Genomic DNA, 18,495 nt, shown 5'->3' on the forward strand with positions numbered 1-18,495 from the left:
AATGAAGATTTTAGTAACAGGTGGTGCAGGATTTATTGGTGGGAATTTTGTTCATTATATGGTGAATAAATATCCTGAAGATATGATTGTGAATTTAGATTTGTTAACTTATGCTGGAAATTTAGAAACATGTCAACCAGTTGAAGGAAAACCTAATTATAAGTTTGTAAAAGGTGATATTGCTGATAGAAAGTTTATCTTTGATTTGTTTGAAAAAGAAAAATTTGATGTTGTTGTTAATTTTGCTGCTGAATCACATGTTGATAGAAGTATTGAAGACCCTGAAAGTTTTGTGAGAACAAATGTCATGGGAACAACAACTTTATTAGATGCTTGTAATCAATATGGGATTACAAGATATCATCAAGTGTCTACTGATGAAGTTTATGGTGATTTACCATTAGATAGACCAGATTTATTCTTTACAGAAGAAACACCATTACATACATCAAGTCCATATAGTTCTTCAAAAGCTTCAGCTGATTTATTTGTTTTGGCTTATCATCGTACTTATGGCTTACCAGTCACAATTAGCAGATGCTCTAATAACTATGGACCTTACCATTTCCCTGAAAAATTAATTCCATTAATGATTTCAAGAGCTTTAGCAGATGAATCATTACCAGTATATGGTAAAGGGGATAATGTAAGAGATTGGTTACATGTTTATGATCATTGTGTAGCCATTGATTTAATCGTTAGAAATGGTAAAGTTGGAGAAGTTTATAATGTTGGTGGGCATAATGAACGTACAAATTTAGAAGTTGTTCAAACAATTCTAAAAGCATTAAATAAACCAGAATCACTTATTAAATTTGTTGAAGATCGTAAAGGACATGATAGAAGATATGCGATTGATCCACATAAATTAGAAACAGAATTAGGGTGGAAACCAAAATATAATTTTGATACAGGAATTCAACAAACAATTCAATGGTATTTAGATAATAAAGAATGGTGGCAAAACATTCTTTCAGGAGAATACCAGAATTATTTTGAGAAAATGTATAAAGAAAAGGGAAGAGTATAACACATGTTATACTCTTTCATTAGAGAGGATTAGAAGATGAAAGTACTTGTAACTGGAGTTAAAGGACAATTAGGTTATGATATTGTAAATGAATGTCAAAAAAGGCAGATAGAAGCAATTGGCGTAGATATTGAGGAAATGGATATTACAAATGCTCAACAAGTTAATTATGTTATTAAAGAAGCAAAAGTCGATGCAGTTATCCATTGTGCAGCATGGACAGCAGTAGACAAGGCAGAAGATGAAGTTGAGTTATGTAGAAAAGTCAATAGAGATGGAACTGATAATATAGCAAAGGTATGTAAGGAGTTAAATATTCCTATGATGTATTTTTCTACAGATTATGTTTTTAATGGTTTAGGAGAAGAACCATGGAATGAATATGATCATAGAGAACCATTAAATATTTATGGACAGACAAAATATGAAGGTGAATTGATTGTTGAAAAACTTCCTAAACATTTTATTATTCGTATTTCATGGGTATTTGGTTTAAATGGTAATAATTTTATTAAAACAATGTTACGTCTTGGTAAAGAAAGAGGCGAGGTATCAGTAGTCAATGATCAGATTGGGTCACCAACGTATACTTACGATTTAGCTAAGTTATGTGTAGACATGATTCTAACTGAAGAATATGGTACATATCATGCAACAAACGAAGGAATATGTTCATGGTATGAATTTGCATGTGAGATATTTAAACAAGCAGAGATGGATGTAAAAGTGAATCCTGTTGATTCTAATGCTTTTCCAGCAAAAGCGAAAAGACCATCTAATAGTCGTATGAATAAGACAGAATTAGATAAACATGGATTTAAAAGATTGCCTACATGGCAAGATGCGTTGAGAAGATATATAATTTTTTTAAAATAATAAAAATTATATAAAGTTTAAACTAGAAAAGCAGTGAAGTGGAAGTGGCACTAAAAATATTAGAGAATGGATTTTCCTTGTCGCTGCTGTCCTGTTTCTTTTTTAACTGAGAGAACTTAAGATAGATATTGTTAAGACAATAGTTTTTCTCTTTTGAAAGATTTTTGGCAAGATGGAAACGATATCTTGTCAGGCGCTGAAGAGCGACATATGTAGCACCACACCACTCATGAAGTTTCTTACATCGACCAACGCAAATGTAGTCGTCAATAAGCCAGGCATCACTGGGATCATTCTTAGGTCTATCAATGTAGGATTTTATAGTTTTTAATCATTTTGGGATTAACACAGTAAACCTTACAGTGAAGTTGTCCTAATTCTTCATTCATGAAAAGGGCATTCGCAATATGAAAGAAATAAAGAGAAGTGGATTCCATACAAATGAGAACATGAGATAAATGATTCAAGTGAGCAGTGGAAATAATTTTATTAATCATCTCAAGAGAACCATCTAAAGTATTCTTAAAGGAGAGATTAAAATAGACATCCTGATTGAAATTCATAGCACAAACTTGGTTAGTATCAAGACTAACATCAATACCAAGATATAAGGTAGAAGTAATAGTCATAGATACCACCTCCTTTCGATTGGGATCAAGAAATAAGACAATGATTTTATCCCACCTGGTTATATCATAAGACAACCTCGTAATGAGAACTCATCCTTCAAACACAAGTGCTACTGAAAGAAGGCGGAACAACGTCTGAGTAAGAAATTAAGATATAACATGGGCAAACAGGCTTTAAAAGAACTATGAAATCACGCAATGCATGAACAAGGAGAAAAGGAAGTGACCATCATATTATTTCTAAATAAATAATAACGCAAGAGGGATAAAACGGAAAGAATTTTTTGAATGGGACTAGTCCCATTCAAACGGCTAAACTGTAAAGAATTAATCTTTACAAATACTATTATATGAGGAGATAAACATATGAGATTAAAAAAAATTCTAGCAATTGATTTTATTAGGGTAATATGCGCACTAGGGGTAATTGTTTATCATTTTTCATGTCATTTAAATAATACAAGATTTTTACCATTTTATTCTTTTGTAAATGGTGATTGGGGAGATGTGTTTGTTACGATATTTTTTATGCTTTCTGGCGGAATGCTTTACTACAGTTATAGTAATGTAACTTCATTAAAAGATTATTATTATAGGAGATGGAAGTCATTATATCCAATGTTTTATATAGCATTTGCTTATTTCTTTTTACAAAATATTTTTTCTTTTGGAAATGTATTTTATAGAGGAAAACCGACAAGTCTAATCTTATCTTTATTAGGAATTGATGGATATTTTCTTTATCGTTATGAAAATTATTATATTTTAGGTGAATGGTTTTTAGGTGCAATTATAATTCTTTATATTATTTATCCCATTTTTGTGCGTTTATTTAATAAAAGTGATAAAATTACATTACTAGTTCTTTTTTTATCATATTTATGGGTATTAAATACAAGTTTTTTTATCATAGGAGATTTTAGGAATATTATTTCTTGCCTCTTTAGTTTCTCAGTAGGAATGCTTTTTATTAAATATACAAAATTTTTCTTAGAGAATCTATATATACTACTTTTAGCCATAGGAATCACTATAATTATATGTTTTTTTTATTTAAATTTAGGATCGAATTTTGCATCACATTTAATGGGATTTTCTCTTTTTATCGTTTTATTTCATTTGGGTAAATATGTTATGAAATTTAATTGTTTAAAAAAATTATTTGAAGAAATAAGTAAAATTTCTTATGCGATTTTTTTGTTACAACATCTTGTTATTTTACAAGTTTTAAATTTTAGAAATCCTTCAAATGCGTTGAATGTTCTGATTTTACTATTTTTTACGATAGGATTAATTTTAATCTATGCAAAAATTTTATATATAATAAATAATTCCATACTTAATAGTAGTGTGTATTTGTATTTTGAAAATAAATTTTTAAATAAAAAGTAGTTTTACTTAAAATGTTAATTGCTAAATTACTGATGTTTTTAATAATCATGAGGGAAACTTAACATGAGTTAGGTTCTCTAGTAATCCAAAATAACTTATGGTAAACAATTTATGGGTCATAAAACACATTTTTTTTGGGGGGATTATATCTCCCGCCATGTTTTGTAGTGGACTTTTGGAAACTCTAAAGCGTTGATATGCAATGGTTTCCCTGCCCATTTTTTATTTGCCCTCCAAGTTTTTTGCTTTTTTCTAAAAAATTACGATACTCAAATTTATTCTGGGGTCAAGTCTAAATAGGCTTTAAATCACTGGGGGGTTAAGTATCAAATAAAGGTAGAATAAAGTGATGAAGATTTCTGATATGATCCCACTAAAGTAGACACACGAAAAAACAAACATGTAGCTATGAAGGTGGGATTTTTCTATGGGAAGAAAACCTAAATTATCAACAGAAGAAAAAGTATATGTATGTGAACAATATTTACAAGGTAACCAAAGCATAAGGAATCTAGCAGATGAATTTGGTGTAGAAGAAAGTATTATTTATAAATGGGTAAATAAGTATAGGTCTTATGGCCCTGGAGTTTTTGATTCTAAGCCTCACAATTCAAAGTATACCAAAGAGTTTAAACAAGAAGTTGTAGAAGCTTATCTGACTGGAGAAGGTTCAATTGAAGTGATCGCAAATAAATATAATGTTCATTCAGATTCTACTGTAATGAGTTGGATAAAGAAGTATAATAACCTTGAAGAACTTAAGGATTACAATCCTAAGTGGGAGATTTATATGAAAGATTACAGTAGAAAAACAACTTATGAGGAACGTATTGAAATTGTCAACGATTGTTTAACAAATGATAAGAACTATAAGGGAACAGCACATAAATTCAATGTTTCTTATACACAGGTTTATCAATGGGTTAAAAAATATGAAAAATATGGTGAAGAAGGACTTATTGATAAAAGAGGAAAACGTAAAGATGAAGAACAGTTAAGTGAAACAGAAATATTGCAGCATAAAGTCAAAATGCTTGAACGTCAGCTTAAAGAAAAAGAAATGGAGAATGAAGTACTAAAAAAAGTACAGGAAATCGAAAGGATGCGATTTTCGCCAAAACGAAAAACGAAGCGAAATACTTAGCCATTAAGGAGCTTCATGAAACAAAGAAGTATAGTATCCAATGGATGTGTAAGGTGTTGTCTGTTCAACGTTCAGCATACTATAAATGGTTAAATCGCCCTATTCCAGCTAATGAACAGGAGAATCAAGCATTATCTGAAATTATCATGGAATATCATCAAAGATATGGTGGTATTCTAGGCGTAAGAAGAATGCGCATGTTTATCAATCGTCATTACAATAAGAACTATAATCATAAACGTATTCGTAGAATCATGAAGATATTGGGAATTCATTCAAGTATAAGAAGGAGAAGAAAAGGATGTACAATTGCGAATAAAGCAGATCAGAAAGCAGAAAATATACTACATCATGAATTTGAAGCAACAAAGCCTAATGAAAAATGGACAACAGGTGTCACAGAATTTAAAGTTCCACATTCACATGAAAAGATCTATTTAAGTGCATTCCTTGCTCCATATGATCGTTCAATTGTATCATGGATCATCAATAATAGAAATGACAATGCGCTTGTATTAGATACTTTAAATAAGGCGATAGAAGCAAATCCTAATGCACATCCCCTAATGCATTCGGATAGAGGATTTCAATACACAAGTCAAGCATTTCAACATCAATTGAAAAATGAGGAAATGATTCAATCGATGTCAAGAGTAGCGAGTTGTATAGATAATGGACCAACGGAAGGATTATGGGGAATAATCAAGACAGAAATGTATCAAATGTATGAGATTTATGATAAAGATAGTCTAATAGAAGCAATAGAAAAATATATACAATTTTACAATTATGAAAGGTATCAGGAACGATATCAATCAAAAGCACCAATGGAAGTAAGAAAGGAAGCAATGAATAGAGAAGAACCAAAACAATATCCAATACCATTCAATTCAAGAATTGCAAAGTATAAAGAGTCACTAGTACAATTAAAAACCCAATCAGCAACATGCCAATTGGGATAAAAATTTTATTTATTTTGTGTGTCCACTTGACAGGGACTAGATCATTTACTGATTTCTACCTTTTTATTTGGCTTATTCAATCTCGTTTAGTTATTGTTTTATTATTTTATTTTCTTTTTATATTTTCCACGTTTTCTTCCTTGTCTTTTTATGATTTGTAGTTTGTCTAAAGAAGATGGAAGTGATTTTTTATTTACTGAATATTATAAGAAGATTAATTTTATGAGAAGTTAGACAATAAAGTCTTATATTTTAAGGATTATTGTCTTTTTAACTTCTCATAAAAAATTGATGAAATTATTATATATTCAAACAAGAAGGAGGAGATGAAAAATGAATACACAAGAATACATTAATTTTATACCTATTTATATTAAAAGATTGGTGGAGGATCCAATATCAGAGAAAGAGATATCACATACGAGGAACACCAATAGATTTGTAATATATTGATGGAACTATTTCTCAACAAAGGGAGCTTCTTAGAGTCATTCATTTTTTGTCAGATGATCAGCTACATGGAGGGTTAACACGCCGATATACAGCTTCTAAAAATACAATTCAATTATCAGATGAAAAAGCGACTATTTACGATGAATTTTTAATCTATTTAGAAAGTACTGGTTTATCACACAGCACAGTAAAACATTATTCACATATGTCCATGGTGTTCTTAGATTATCTATCACAAAGACAAATAATCGATATTTCTGTGATTTATCTATCTGCAATGATTTTATCAAAACTTTTTCTAATTACAGTTTTAAAACAGTTGAACAGAATATTTGTGGATTAAGGTATTTTTTGAGATATCTTCACCTAAAGAATCAACTTTCTGTTGATTTGGCATCTAAAATTCACATGCCAGCTATTTCAAAAACAAGATCAATACCATCTGTCTGGTCAGCTGAAGAACTTACCAATTTATTAAAAGCCATTGATCGAAACAGTCCTCTAGGAAAACGTGATTATGCAATGATTCTTTTAGCTTGTATACTAGGGATAAGAAGCAGTGATATTAAAAATTTAAAATTTGATAATTTTGACTGGGAAAACAGAAAGATTTCCTTCGTTCAACACAAGACTAAAAAACTTTTAACTTTGCCTTTGCCTAATGAAGTTGGTTGGGCAGTTATAGATTATATCAAGAATGGCAGACCTGCTTTTTATGATACTTCATATGTATTTATTAAGCATATGCCACCCTTTGATTCCTTTTCTGAAGGAAATCACTTAAGTGATATTATTAAACGATACATGAATAAAGCAGGAATACCGGCTACTAAAAACAGACACTCTGGTTTTCATTCCATGCGACACGCGGCAGCTTCTTTATTACTGGAAGCCGGAACACAACTGCCAATTATTACAGAAATCCTTGGTCATTCAAATCCTGACATTACTGCAATATATTTAAAAACGGATATTAATAAGCTGAAAGAGTGCATATTGCCTCTAACATTTGATGATGAAACAATTAAAATTCAATAGTGTATTTAAAAAAGAATTTCAGGATTTGATCAATTTAAAACAAGTACAAGGATTTACGTATCTCTCAGAAAGTTCAGCTTTTCTTCGATTAGACAAGTTTTTTGATGAAAACAAAATTACAGAAAAAGAAATCACACGTGATACAGCAGATAAATGGTGTAGAAAAACATCTTATGAAACTGCCAATAACCAGGCAAGAAGAATATCGAATTTAAGAGTATTCTGTACATATCTAAATGATATTGGAATTAAAGCTTATATTCCACCTGAAGGCTTAGTAAGAAAAATCCCCAAATATGATGCACATATTTATACAGATGATGAATTAAAACGATTCTTTGAAGCAGTAGACCAAAGCAGAAGTGTTCCATCTGTATCACCATACAGACATTTGGTTATGCCAATATTTTTTAGAATTCTATATACCAGTGGGTTGAGAGTATCTGAATTAAGACTTCTAAAAATTAGAGATTTTCACTTGCATAAAGGCTATCTAATCGTCCGAAGCGGAAAAAACAATAAAGCCAGAATCGTACCAGTTCACCCAGCATTAATTCAAAAATGTATTGAATTAAAGAATATGATACACAAAGAATCAGAAGAAGATGAATACTTTTTTATGATAACTCCTGGTGTACCAATGAAGCTTCATACGGTTTACCGTAATTTTAGACGATACCTAGAAAAAGCAGGTATTTCGCATACTGGAAATGGTCCAAGAGTCCACGATTTCAGGCATACCTATTGTATTAATTTATTAAAAATGTGGTTGGAAGAGGGAAAAGATTTGCTTAACTATCTACCATATATGAAAACTATGCTTGGACATGAAAGATTTGATGAAACAGCTTATTACTTAAAACTTACACAATCACTTTTTCCAACTCTAACAGGGAAACTAGAGGAAGCATACTCAGAAATGATTAAGGTGGTGATTCCAAATGAGAAAGAATTCTACTGATTTTTCTCAATATGTTAATTCTTTTTAACAGAATTTCTCCCTCATCATCGTAATTATTCAAAAAATACTATTCTAAGTTATAAAGATACATTAAAACTCTTTGTGAGATTTCTAATAAATGAACAAGAAATTAACATTAATCAATTTACAATGAAAGATTTTACTAGAAAGATTATTATTGAATTTTTAGAATATTTAAGAGCCACTGGATGCAGTAGTTCAACTGCGAATCAAAGGCTGGCAGTTCTAAAAAGTTTCGCCAATTACTGTCAAATTGATTCTATTGAAAATATGTTTAGTTTACAGGAAGTTATGCATATAAAATCAAAAAAGACAGTTATAAAAGAAATAGGATATTTAGATGAAACTCAAATGAGGGCATTAATAAATGAACCTGATGTCAACAGATTAAGTGGACTAAAGCATAAAACCCTATTATGTTTATTGTACGATACAGGTGCACGTGTCCAAGAAATATGCGATTTAAAAGTAAAAGATATATTTCTTGAAAATCATCCAACTGTTAAATTAAGTGGAAAAGGAAATAAAACAAGAATAATACCTATTTCTAGTGATATGAAGCAGCTTCTTAATATTTATATTAATACATTTCAGACTGATACAAAAATGAATGACCGTTATTTATTCCTTAACAAGGATATGCATCAGCTTTCTCGAGATGGCGTTAAATATATCATAGACAAATATACAGCTTCTATTTTGAAAAGAGATTCCACATTTCCTAAAAAAGTAACTCCTCATATGTTTAGATATAGTAAAAGTATGCATATGGTGGCAACAGGAATTCCAATCATTTATATAAGAGATTTTCTAGGACATGAAAATATTACGACTACAATGATATATGCAAAAGCTGATACACGATTAAAAGAAAAAGCAATAAATAAATTAGCGCCTCAAATCATAAAAGATGAAGAAAGCAAGCCGGACTGGACAAAAAATCAGGATCTATTAGATTTTTTAAATACATTCAAGTAAAATATTATGCCGAGAAAATAAATAGAAAATCATTTAAAATAAAGACTTTTTGAATTTAACTCGGCATAATAACTAACTCCACATAAGGAAGACCATTAAGTCCATTACTTTCAAATATCTATCTTAATGAATTTGATAAGGAAATAGAAAGCATGGGAATGAGCAAATACAAGAAAAAGTTACTGGCATATAGTCAATAGCTTCATAATCATTAGAATGCTAATCAACGAAAGATTGAAAAGTTGGGGGGGATATATAAGAGGGCTAGAATATTATAGTTCTATAAACTTATGAAATGTCATGTAACCCTACGCACGGTGTTTGTTGTGAAAGGGGCGAAAGATTCTAATTCTTAATCCTTATTCAATTTGATTCTCTTTAATTTTTTCTTGGAATCTCTATTTTTTCTTGATTTTATATACTTTTCATCTAGGTATTATATTTCTTTTTTTGTCATTTTGTATGTGTATAACTTTTATAATTGGACATCATATTTTTTTGTTTTTCTTAGTTAATACAGATGATATTTCTTTAAATTATATATCATACACATAATTAGAAATTCTATTCTTACATTTTCACTTCTCTTCTTATAAATTTTGTGAACTTCGTCTTGCATGATAACTCCAAATACTTTCTACCTTATGCTTCTTGGTTTATTTTATTCTTTCCGAAGTTCCGTTGATAGATTTTCATTTATTATATTGTAGAACTTATTAGGCACAATATTTCTTGATATAATTTTATGTATTCTATAAAGCTTTTTTCAATATTCAAACCTCTTACTGCTTTGTTAGATGTTTGAATATTGAAAATTAATCTGTTCTGTTGTTTTTGTATGTGAATATGGATTATGAGTGGAACAAATTATTTTGATTTTTTTCTCTATTTTATCTTTCTATTCAACTATGAATTTCCTTTGTACTTTTATATGTGTTCTTATTTTTTCTAATTCTTTATAATAAGTAATTATTTTTATTTCTTGATTTTTTAAAAATTCATATTAATTTTGAATGTTATTTACTTAATTGATTAAAACTTTATTTTAGTAAAATAACAAAGTCATGCATTTTAGTAATTGTCATATGAAGTATAGAAAATATATGAGATGTCTAATAAGAAAAAATGCTAATTAACATTTATGTTTGTGCAAAAAATGATTTTAAAAATAAATGAAAAATGTTCAATTCAATAAATAGTAAATTTATTTTAAGTTGAGTTCTTGATAGAATTTTTATCGACAATTAGTAACATAAAAAAACAATTTATGTTTTTTATTTACCTATTTATTAATATTATGCTATAATATAGTTGATTTGCCAAATTGGCTTTTGGAGGAAGATTTTATATGTCTGAAAAAATAGTTGTTCTATTATCATCTTATAATGGTGAAAAATATATATCAAAACAAATTGAAAGTATTTTAAATCAATTAATTGATTGTGATTTAACTTTAATTATTCGAGATGATGGCTCAACTGATAGTACAAAAAAAATCATAAATGAGTATCTCATAAAAAATGATAATGTTATTTTTTATGAAGGGTCAAATGTTGGTTATATAAAAAGTTTTTTTTCACTAATTATGAATAGTGGTGATTTTGATTTTTATGCTTTGAGTGATCAAGACGATATTTGGCAATCTAACAAGTTACAAAATGCGGTTAATCAAATACGTAAAAAAAGACAAAAAAATGATATTATTTTATTTGGATCAACTTCTAATTTAGTGTATGATGATATGAAACCATTTGGTGTTACCCAAAAAAATTTAAGAGGACTTAATTTTTATAATTGTATTGTTCAAAATATTATTCCTGGACATACACAAGTAATGACAAAAAAAATGGTAGAGGAAGTAAGAAAAGATTTTGATTGTGATAAAATTTATGCTCATGACTATTGGATTACTATGATTGCTTCTTTGAAGGGGAAAATTATTTTTGATAATACTCCATATACGTTTTATAGGCAACATAAATCTAATAGCATAGGTTATGGTAAGGGATACTTAGGATGGATAAAAGAACGTATAAAAAGACTTTTAAAAAATGATAATAAGAAAATTGCTCTTCAAATTAGTTATTTTTATTCGTTTTATAGAGATGAATTAACTTTTTCTCAAAGAAAATATTTAGAAAATTTTTTGAATCAGAAAAACTTTTTTTTGAGATTAAAGAATGTTTTTACTACCAAATTTTATCGACAAAAAAAATTTGAAAATTTTTTATTTAAATTATTGTATTTGCTTGGTGGTTTTAAGAATTAGTAAATATAGTTTATAATTAGGAGGAATTAATTTGGAAAATATTTGCGCTTGTATTGTTACATTTAATCCAAATTTAGCAAGACTTCAACAAAATATTGAAGTTTTAGATAAGGATGTTGACAAGATTTTTATTATAGATAATAATTCAAAAAATAGTGTTGACATTGTAAATAATTGTAGATTTTACAAAAAAGTAGTAATAGATATTTTTAATGAAAATAAAGGTATTGCTTATGCATTAAATACTGTTTTAGAAACCGCACGAATAAATGGATATCAGTGGTGTGTTACAATGGATCAGGATTCTATTTTGGACGTACAATTTTTAAAAAATTCTTTTCAGTATTTAGATATAAATAATGTGGGAATAATTTCTCCTTCATCTGAAAAAGGTGAAAAAGGAATCACCAAAATTAAACGCTGTATAACATCAGGAAGTATAACAAATATTAATGCATGGCAAAAAGTAGGCGGATTTGATTCTGAATTTTTTATTGATTACGTTGATTTTGATTTTTGTGCAAAATTAATTGATAATGGTTTTGATATTCTTTCTCTTTATGGATACCCTTTGGATCATCAGTTAGGAAATTTGAAAATAAAATATATCTTTGGAATCAAAATTAATACATATAATCATTCGCCCATGAGAACTTATTATTATCTAAGAAATTCTATAATTTTTATGAAAAAGAAATATAAATGTGTTAAAATAAAAAATGAAATTTATTATATTGTAAAATGGATTCTTATAAAGATAATTTTTGAAGATAATAGATTGGTCACCATAAAAACTATATACAAGGCTTTAATTGATGGTAAAAATTATAAAATAAATGGGGAGAGTGCAAAATGAAAGGTGATTATAAATATTTAATTTCAATAGTTATACCTGTATATAATGTAGAAAAATTTTTAACAACTTCATTGGATAGTGTTTTCCAACAAACTTTTAAAGATTATGAAGTTATATTGGTTAATGATGGTTCGACAGATAGGTCATTATGTATTTGTCAGGAATATCATGATAGATATTGTAATGTGACCGTAGTAAATAAGGTGAATGGAGGATTATCTTCTGCAAGAAATGAAGGTATGAAACATATCCAAGGAAAGTATACGCTTTTTTTAGATTCAGATGATTATCTTGAAGTTGATACATTGAATACATTATGTAATTATATCCACGATGAACCAGATATATGCTTATTTGGTTACTATCGAGATATCTATAACGGAAGTCATAAATTGATAAGAACTACGGAATGCAAACCATTAGTCGATGCTGTTATACAAGACCCTTCACAAATTTATGATCTTTATTTTAGATTAAAGTACAATTTTCTGTCCGATACAAGCTGGAACAAATTGTATAAGACAAAGTTTTTAAAATCATCAAATATTTTATTTCCTGATAAAGAACTTTATGAGGACATAGAGTTTAATTTTCAGCTTTTGCCACATATTTCTAAAATTAAGTTGATTTCTAAATCATTTTATCACTATATTTCAAGACAAAATATTAAGACTATCACAAATAGTTTTAATGAAAAAAAACTTTCTTTTTTGATAAAGCGTTGTTATACGATGGAAAATAGTATTGATAGAAAAAATGATATATTAAAAAACAAAGATTATTTGTATAATCAATGTAGTTATTGGTATGGGAAATATTTATATTCATTTTTAATGGATATAAATAAAAATTGTAATTTAAATACATTGAAAGAAAATATTAAAAGCAATTTTTCAACTAAAGATTTTCAGCATTTTTTTAATAAAAAAATGTCGTTTATGAGTTTTAAGCAAAAGATATTAATATTTCCTTTGCATACACAAAATGTATTCTTGTGTGTATTGGCTATAAAGATAATGAGTTTTGTTAAGTTCAATATAAGAAAGGGGTAAATTGTGAAAGTAGATTTATTAAAATATGTTAGAAAGATTTTAAAGTATTCCATTATATTATTTGTGCTTCAAAATGTTTTTCAGTCTTCTGGAATTGGAATAAAAATAAAGTATCCACTTGTATTACTATGGATGCTAGTAGTTTCGATAGTGTTACTTATGATAAAGGTTCAAATGGAAAGTGGGGGAGGAATTAAACATTGCGTTTTATATATAAATCAATTTGTAAAAAAAATTGATTTAGTAGTATTGATTTTTTGTCTTGTTTACTTAATTGATTTAATAGTGTTACCTATTTTGCATCATATTCCACTAAGCAATTCAATTGACGATGCAGGAATGATGATGATGATATTTCTATATTTTCCATTTTCAATTTTAGTTAGAATGAAAGAAATAAATTTATTGGATTATAAAAATATATTCATTAATTCAGTAGTTGTTTTAGGAATGTGGTTTTCTATAATGTGGATATTTGAAAATGTACAACCTGGTTTTTATACTGCGTTTCTAAATTTCTTATATGAACTTAAATGTTTTAATATACAACCCGTTTTAGAAGGATATGGAATGATAAGAATTGTTCAATCCAATATGCTCTTGTTAGGAGTAGGAATATTATTATTTACTATAGTTCCATTTAGTAAAGGAATGAAATGGGAAGCTTATAGAATATTTTCTTTATTTATTCTTATTTTTGGAATGTGTACAACCTATCTAAAATCTTTATGGTTAGGTGTTATTGCCTCTCTATGTTTAATTATTTTTATTTTATTAATACAATATATCTTTTTTCATAGAAAAAAGGGAATTGCTTTTGTGTGTAAAAATTTTATAATTTGTTTTGTTTCAGTTCTACTTATTAATCAAATATTTGATGGTGGTATCTTTGGACGATTTGAAAATATGTTTTTTTTATCTGATAAAGATAATCAAACTGAAATTGAAAAAAATGTTATAGATTCAGATACAGAAATAAAAATAGATAACAATTCAAATAATAATTATAATAAGGAACAAGATGCAGAGGGAACAGTTGTTTCTAATGAGTTAAGGGTTGAGCAAATTACTAAATTGACTAATAGATGGAAGGAAAAACCAATATTCGGCTTTGGATATGGTGGATTTGTAGAGGGATATACTAGAACCACAATACCAAATGATTACCAATTTGAAGTAACATCTTTTGCATTATTAATGAAAACAGGAATTATTGGAATTATTGCTTGGGCTATGTTGATTTTTTTCTATTTATTCATGTGTATAAAGAAGTATTCAAAAAATTTTGTGACTTTATCATTGTTATTAAGTATCTTTGTTTGCATATTTTTAAGTGTTCAAACAAATCCATATTTATTTTGTATAAATACAATGTCTATTTTGCTATACTTACTTTTATTTTGTTTTACATCATTTAATTATAAGGGGGAAAACATTAATGATTAGTGTAGCAATGGCCACTTATAATGGCGAAAGGTTTATTATTCAACAACTAAGTTCTATTTTGAATCAATCTGTAAGTGTTGATGAAGTTATTATTTGTGATGATTGCTCGACTGATTCAACAGTATCATTGATAAGCGATTTTATAGAAAATAATACACTTTATAATTGGAGAGTTATTAAAAATCAAGAAAATCTTGGTTTTTCAAAAAATTTTTTTAAGGCAGTAAATTTATGTAAAGGAGACTATATATTTATAGCAGATCAAGATGATATTTGGCTAGAGGATAAGGTTAAAACAATAGTAAATTGTTTTGCCAATGATGATACAATTAATTTGGTTTCACATAACTATTTTTTAATAGATTCGCAAAATAATTTTATTAATGAAAAAATCCCTAATTATTCAAACAAAGACACTAATTCTTTCAAAAATATTTCTATAAATGATTTTATAGGGGCTTCTCCTATAAGAGGATGTAGTATCTGTTTTAAAAAGAAGATACTAACAGGAATGCCAACATTAGAATTAAGTAATCAGTTAGGGCATGATTGGTTAATATGTATTGAGGCATTGTTAGGTGGTAAAGCTATTATTATTGAAAGAAAATTAATGTCATATCGTATTCATGAAGGAAATGTTTCTATTTCTAATAAAAAAAAGAAATTATCTTCAAGTGTTTATAAAAGAATTTATGGAATAGAGGAAGCAATTAAAGCTTACCAATTCTTGTTGAATCAGGATATAGACATTAACTATATGAAGAGGATAAAAAAGCAAATTAAATTTGAAAAAAAACGACTTTTATTCATGAAAAATGAATCATATTTATCTGTTATATATCTTCTGTTCCATATTACATATTATAATAAAATATACAAATATAGATATGGTGGGCTACGTGTTTTTATAGGTGACATACTTTATTCATATAGATATAAAGTATAAATAATATTAAAATATTCTGTGGAGGTAGAAGAATGAATTATGAATTTGATGTTTCAATATGTTGTGCAACATATAACCAATGTAAATATATTCAGCAAACATTAGATGGATTTAGTATGCAAATGAAAGATACTTCTCTGAAAATTGAAGTAATAATACATGATGATTGCTCATCAGATGGAACTCAGGACATTCTAAAAAAATTTCAAAGTGAGAATAAAAATGTGAAATTAATTTTACAAAATGAGAATCAATATTCTCAAGGTAAGAAGTTTATCCCTATCTTAATTTCACAGGCTAAAGGAAAATACATTGCATTATGTGAAGGTGATGATTTTTGGGATGATAATAATAAAATACAATTGCAGTATGATTATATGGAAAAACATCCAAATTGTTCTTTATGTGTTCATGCAGTTAATTATGTAGATCAAAATGGTAAGTTTTTAAAAAAATACTTTTGCTCTGATTCGGATACAGAAATTAAGTTTACAGATATAGTAGAGAAAGGAGGTAATTATCTTCCAACTTTATCTTTGTTTTTTAGAAAATCCGATGCATTAAATTTGCCGAAAGCATATTATATGTGTCCTATATGTGATTATCCATTACAAATATTTTTGGCTGAAAAGGGATATTGTTATTATATGAATAAAGTGATGGGAAGTTATAGGATTAATAGCATTGGATCTATGACTGATTCTCTATATAAGGACACTACTTCATCAATTAATTTATTAAAAGATTTAATAAAAATGTTTGATAATTTTAATCAATTATATAATTATGAGTATGATAAACTTTTTTCTAAAATGAAAGTTAAACAGCAGTATGATATATATGATTATTTGGGAGATATAAAATCTTTAATGACAGAACCCTATCTTACAGTTTATAAAAACCTTCGATTTTTAGAACGTATAAAAACCCAAATTCGTTGCCGATATCCATCATTTTATAGGAGGATAAAAAAATATGCAAGGCAGTAATAAAATTGTTAATTCGTTAATTTGGAAATTTTTAGAACGTTTTGGAACAGTTGGAATTCAATTTGTTATTCAAATTTTTTTAGCAAGATTACTTGGACCATCAGATTATGGAGTCATTGCGTTAATCACTGTTTTTATTACAATTTCAAATGTTTTTGTTCAAACTGGATTTAATACATCATTAATACAACAGTCAGATGTTCAAATAGAAGACTATTCTTCAGTTTTTTGGATGAGTATTATCATTGCGTCTTTGTGCTATGCTGTTTTATTTGTGAGTTCGCCAGTGATTGCTTCTTTTTATTCAATGCCTATTTTAAAAGAGGTACTAAGAATTTTAGGATTAACCTTGTTCTTTGGAGCATATAACTCTATTCAAATAGCAAAAATAAGTCGTGAGTTTAAATTTAGAATGTTATTTTTTAGTAGTCTTATAGGTATGGTTATATCTGGATTTATTGGAATTATAATGGCTTATAATAATTTTGGAGTTTGGTCCATTGTTTTTCAACAGTTGTCAAGCCAAATTGTAACCTCATTAGTTTTGTATTTTGAAGTAGATTGGCATTTGGAGTTCAAGTTTAATATTTTAAGAATTAAGAAATTGTTTGGATTTGGTTCTAAGTTGTTGGTGTCTTCATTGATTGATGTATTATATAACAATTTGTATAATTTAATAATTGGAAAAGTATATAGCGCATCACAATTAGGTTATTATAATAGAGCTGATCAATTTCCAAATTTAATTGTAAGTAATGTGAATGGATCAATTCAAAGTGTAATATTACCAGCGTTATCAGAAAAACAAGATAGTATAGATGAAGTGCGAGCTATGGTTAGAAAATCAATGTCATTAAGTTCTTATATTATCTTTCCTCTAATGATTGGAATGGCGGCTTGTGCTGAACCATTAGTTCTATTAATTTTAACTGAAAAGTGGTTAGCATGTGTTCCTCTTTTAAGGTTACTTTGTTTTTCTTATATGTTATGGCCTATACATACAGCTAATCTACAAGCAATTAATGCTTTGGGACGTAGTGATATATTTTTAAAACTTGAAATAATTAAAAAAATTATTGGCATTATTACTCTTATTGTGAGTATTCCTTTTGGTGTTATAGTAATGGTTTTTATGAAAATTGTCACTGGAGTAATAAGTACATTTATAAATGCTTATCCTAATGTTAAATTATTACGATATAATATTTTAGATCAGTTTAAAGATATTTTTTCAGCATTCGTTATATCTGTAATTATGGGAATTATTGTTTTTTTGTTTGATAATATAATTTCTGGTTTTGGTATATCCATCATAGCTAGATGTGCGTTAGATGCTTTTATAGGATTCGTTATCTATTTAATATTATCTGTTATAGTTAAGAATAAAAGTTTTGATTATTTAATTAATATCATAAAAGTTAGGAAATAGAGTGAAATTTGGATAAATATACCC

At 27.7% G+C, this 18,495-nt stretch carries 17 protein-coding genes; 16 read left to right on the plus strand and 1 reads right to left on the minus strand.

Annotation, left to right across the window (positions count from 1 at the left end; all coding sequences use genetic code 11):
• Position 1 precedes the first annotated feature (1 nt).
• Both rfbB and rfbD read left to right on the plus strand, forming a co-directional pair.
• Positions 2-1,030 (plus strand): dTDP-glucose 4,6-dehydratase, encoded by a 1,029-nt coding sequence (gene rfbB, locus BN1865_RS06780; RefSeq protein WP_050636487.1) that lies wholly within the window; start codon positions 2-4, stop codon positions 1,028-1,030.
• A gap of 36 nt (positions 1,031-1,066) precedes the next feature.
• Positions 1,067-1,906, plus strand: coding sequence for a dTDP-4-dehydrorhamnose reductase (gene rfbD / locus BN1865_RS06785; RefSeq protein WP_050636488.1), 840 nt, complete (start codon positions 1,067-1,069; stop codon positions 1,904-1,906).
• A gap of 305 nt (positions 1,907-2,211) precedes the next feature.
• On the opposite strand, the gene BN1865_RS06790 is transcribed toward rfbD, so the two are convergent.
• Entirely contained in the window at positions 2,212-2,535 is a 324-nt protein-coding gene (locus tag BN1865_RS06790) for an IS110 family transposase (RefSeq protein ID WP_050636489.1), read from the minus strand.
• A gap of 366 nt (positions 2,536-2,901) precedes the next feature.
• Here BN1865_RS06790 and BN1865_RS06795 point away from each other — a divergent pair, with 366 nt between their 5' ends.
• From BN1865_RS06795 to BN1865_RS06855, 14 genes are all read left to right on the plus strand, one after another.
• On the plus strand, positions 2,902-3,927 hold the full coding sequence (locus BN1865_RS06795) for an acyltransferase family protein (protein ID WP_050636490.1): 1,026 nt from the start codon (positions 2,902-2,904) through the stop codon (positions 3,925-3,927).
• A gap of 427 nt (positions 3,928-4,354) precedes the next feature.
• Positions 4,355-5,071, plus strand: a complete 717-nt coding sequence (locus tag BN1865_RS06800; RefSeq protein ID WP_050636491.1) for a helix-turn-helix domain-containing protein — start codon at positions 4,355-4,357, stop codon at positions 5,069-5,071.
• A 2-nt stretch (positions 5,072-5,073) separates the two neighbouring features.
• Positions 5,074-6,033 (plus strand): IS3 family transposase, encoded by a 960-nt coding sequence (locus BN1865_RS06805; RefSeq protein WP_304438552.1) that lies wholly within the window; start codon positions 5,074-5,076, stop codon positions 6,031-6,033.
• Between the two features lie 499 nt (positions 6,034-6,532).
• Positions 6,533-6,829 carry a hypothetical protein gene (locus BN1865_RS18585; RefSeq protein WP_198527248.1) on the plus strand — a complete coding sequence of 99 codons (297 nt, stop codon included), beginning with the start codon at positions 6,533-6,535 and terminating at the stop codon, positions 6,827-6,829.
• Positions 6,830-6,894: 65 nt separating this feature from the next.
• Positions 6,895-7,524 carry a site-specific integrase gene (locus BN1865_RS18590; protein ID WP_198527249.1) on the plus strand — a complete coding sequence of 210 codons (630 nt, stop codon included), beginning with the start codon at positions 6,895-6,897 and terminating at the stop codon, positions 7,522-7,524.
• Positions 7,502-8,485 (plus strand): tyrosine-type recombinase/integrase, encoded by a 984-nt coding sequence (locus tag BN1865_RS06815; protein WP_050636493.1) that lies wholly within the window; start codon positions 7,502-7,504, stop codon positions 8,483-8,485. The genes BN1865_RS18590 and BN1865_RS06815 overlap by 23 nt, the downstream gene beginning before the upstream one ends.
• 69 nt (positions 8,486-8,554) lie before the next feature.
• Positions 8,555-9,484 carry a tyrosine-type recombinase/integrase gene (locus tag BN1865_RS06820; RefSeq protein WP_198527260.1) on the plus strand — a complete coding sequence of 310 codons (930 nt, stop codon included), beginning with the start codon at positions 8,555-8,557 and terminating at the stop codon, positions 9,482-9,484.
• 1,348 nt (positions 9,485-10,832) lie between these two features.
• A complete protein-coding gene (locus tag BN1865_RS06825; RefSeq protein ID WP_050636494.1) occupies positions 10,833-11,753 on the plus strand; it encodes a glycosyltransferase in 921 nt (306 codons plus the stop codon).
• Positions 11,754-11,784: 31 nt separating this feature from the next.
• Entirely contained in the window at positions 11,785-12,609 is an 825-nt protein-coding gene (locus tag BN1865_RS06830) for a glycosyltransferase (protein WP_050636495.1), read from the plus strand.
• Positions 12,606-13,661: a glycosyltransferase family 2 protein gene (locus BN1865_RS06835; RefSeq protein WP_050636496.1), complete on the plus strand. Its 1,056-nt coding sequence runs from the start codon at positions 12,606-12,608 to the stop codon at positions 13,659-13,661. Before BN1865_RS06830 ends, BN1865_RS06835 begins: the two co-directional genes overlap by 4 nt.
• A gap of 3 nt (positions 13,662-13,664) precedes the next feature.
• On the plus strand, positions 13,665-15,107 hold the full coding sequence (locus BN1865_RS06840; RefSeq protein WP_050636497.1) for an O-antigen ligase family protein: 1,443 nt from the start codon (positions 13,665-13,667) through the stop codon (positions 15,105-15,107).
• A complete protein-coding gene (locus tag BN1865_RS06845; protein WP_050636498.1) occupies positions 15,100-16,053 on the plus strand; it encodes a glycosyltransferase family 2 protein in 954 nt (317 codons plus the stop codon). The genes BN1865_RS06840 and BN1865_RS06845 overlap by 8 nt, the downstream gene beginning before the upstream one ends.
• A gap of 32 nt (positions 16,054-16,085) precedes the next feature.
• Positions 16,086-17,042 (plus strand): glycosyltransferase, encoded by a 957-nt coding sequence (locus BN1865_RS06850; RefSeq protein ID WP_050636499.1) that lies wholly within the window; start codon positions 16,086-16,088, stop codon positions 17,040-17,042.
• Positions 17,029-18,471 (plus strand): lipopolysaccharide biosynthesis protein, encoded by a 1,443-nt coding sequence (locus BN1865_RS06855; RefSeq protein WP_050636500.1) that lies wholly within the window; start codon positions 17,029-17,031, stop codon positions 18,469-18,471. The genes BN1865_RS06850 and BN1865_RS06855 overlap by 14 nt, the downstream gene beginning before the upstream one ends.
• Positions 18,472-18,495 lie beyond the last annotated feature (24 nt).

This window comes from Candidatus Stoquefichus sp. SB1, from assembly GCF_001244545.1.
Lineage (GTDB): Bacteria > Bacillota_I > Bacilli_A > Erysipelotrichales > Coprobacillaceae > Stoquefichus.

Coding starts and splice junctions, on each gene's coding strand:
- BN1865_RS06795 (WP_050636490.1), top strand. CDS start 2,902: ATGAGATTAAAAAAAATTCTAGCAATTGATTTTATTAGGGTAATATGC.
- BN1865_RS06850 (WP_050636499.1), top strand. CDS start 16,086: ATGAATTATGAATTTGATGTTTCAATATGTTGTGCAACATATAACCAA.
- BN1865_RS06815 (WP_050636493.1), top strand. CDS start 7,502: ATGAAACAATTAAAATTCAATAGTGTATTTAAAAAAGAATTTCAGGAT.
- BN1865_RS06835 (WP_050636496.1), top strand. CDS start 12,606: ATGAAAGGTGATTATAAATATTTAATTTCAATAGTTATACCTGTATAT.
- rfbB (WP_050636487.1), top strand. CDS start 2: ATGAAGATTTTAGTAACAGGTGGTGCAGGATTTATTGGTGGGAATTTT.
- BN1865_RS18590 (WP_198527249.1), top strand. CDS start 6,895: ATGCCAGCTATTTCAAAAACAAGATCAATACCATCTGTCTGGTCAGCT.
- BN1865_RS06855 (WP_050636500.1), top strand. CDS start 17,029: ATGCAAGGCAGTAATAAAATTGTTAATTCGTTAATTTGGAAATTTTTA.
- BN1865_RS06790 (WP_050636489.1), bottom strand. CDS start 2,535: ATGACTATTACTTCTACCTTATATCTTGGTATTGATGTTAGTCTTGAT.
- BN1865_RS06800 (WP_050636491.1), top strand. CDS start 4,355: ATGGGAAGAAAACCTAAATTATCAACAGAAGAAAAAGTATATGTATGT.
- BN1865_RS06825 (WP_050636494.1), top strand. CDS start 10,833: ATGTCTGAAAAAATAGTTGTTCTATTATCATCTTATAATGGTGAAAAA.
- rfbD (WP_050636488.1), top strand. CDS start 1,067: ATGAAAGTACTTGTAACTGGAGTTAAAGGACAATTAGGTTATGATATT.
- BN1865_RS06845 (WP_050636498.1), top strand. CDS start 15,100: ATGATTAGTGTAGCAATGGCCACTTATAATGGCGAAAGGTTTATTATT.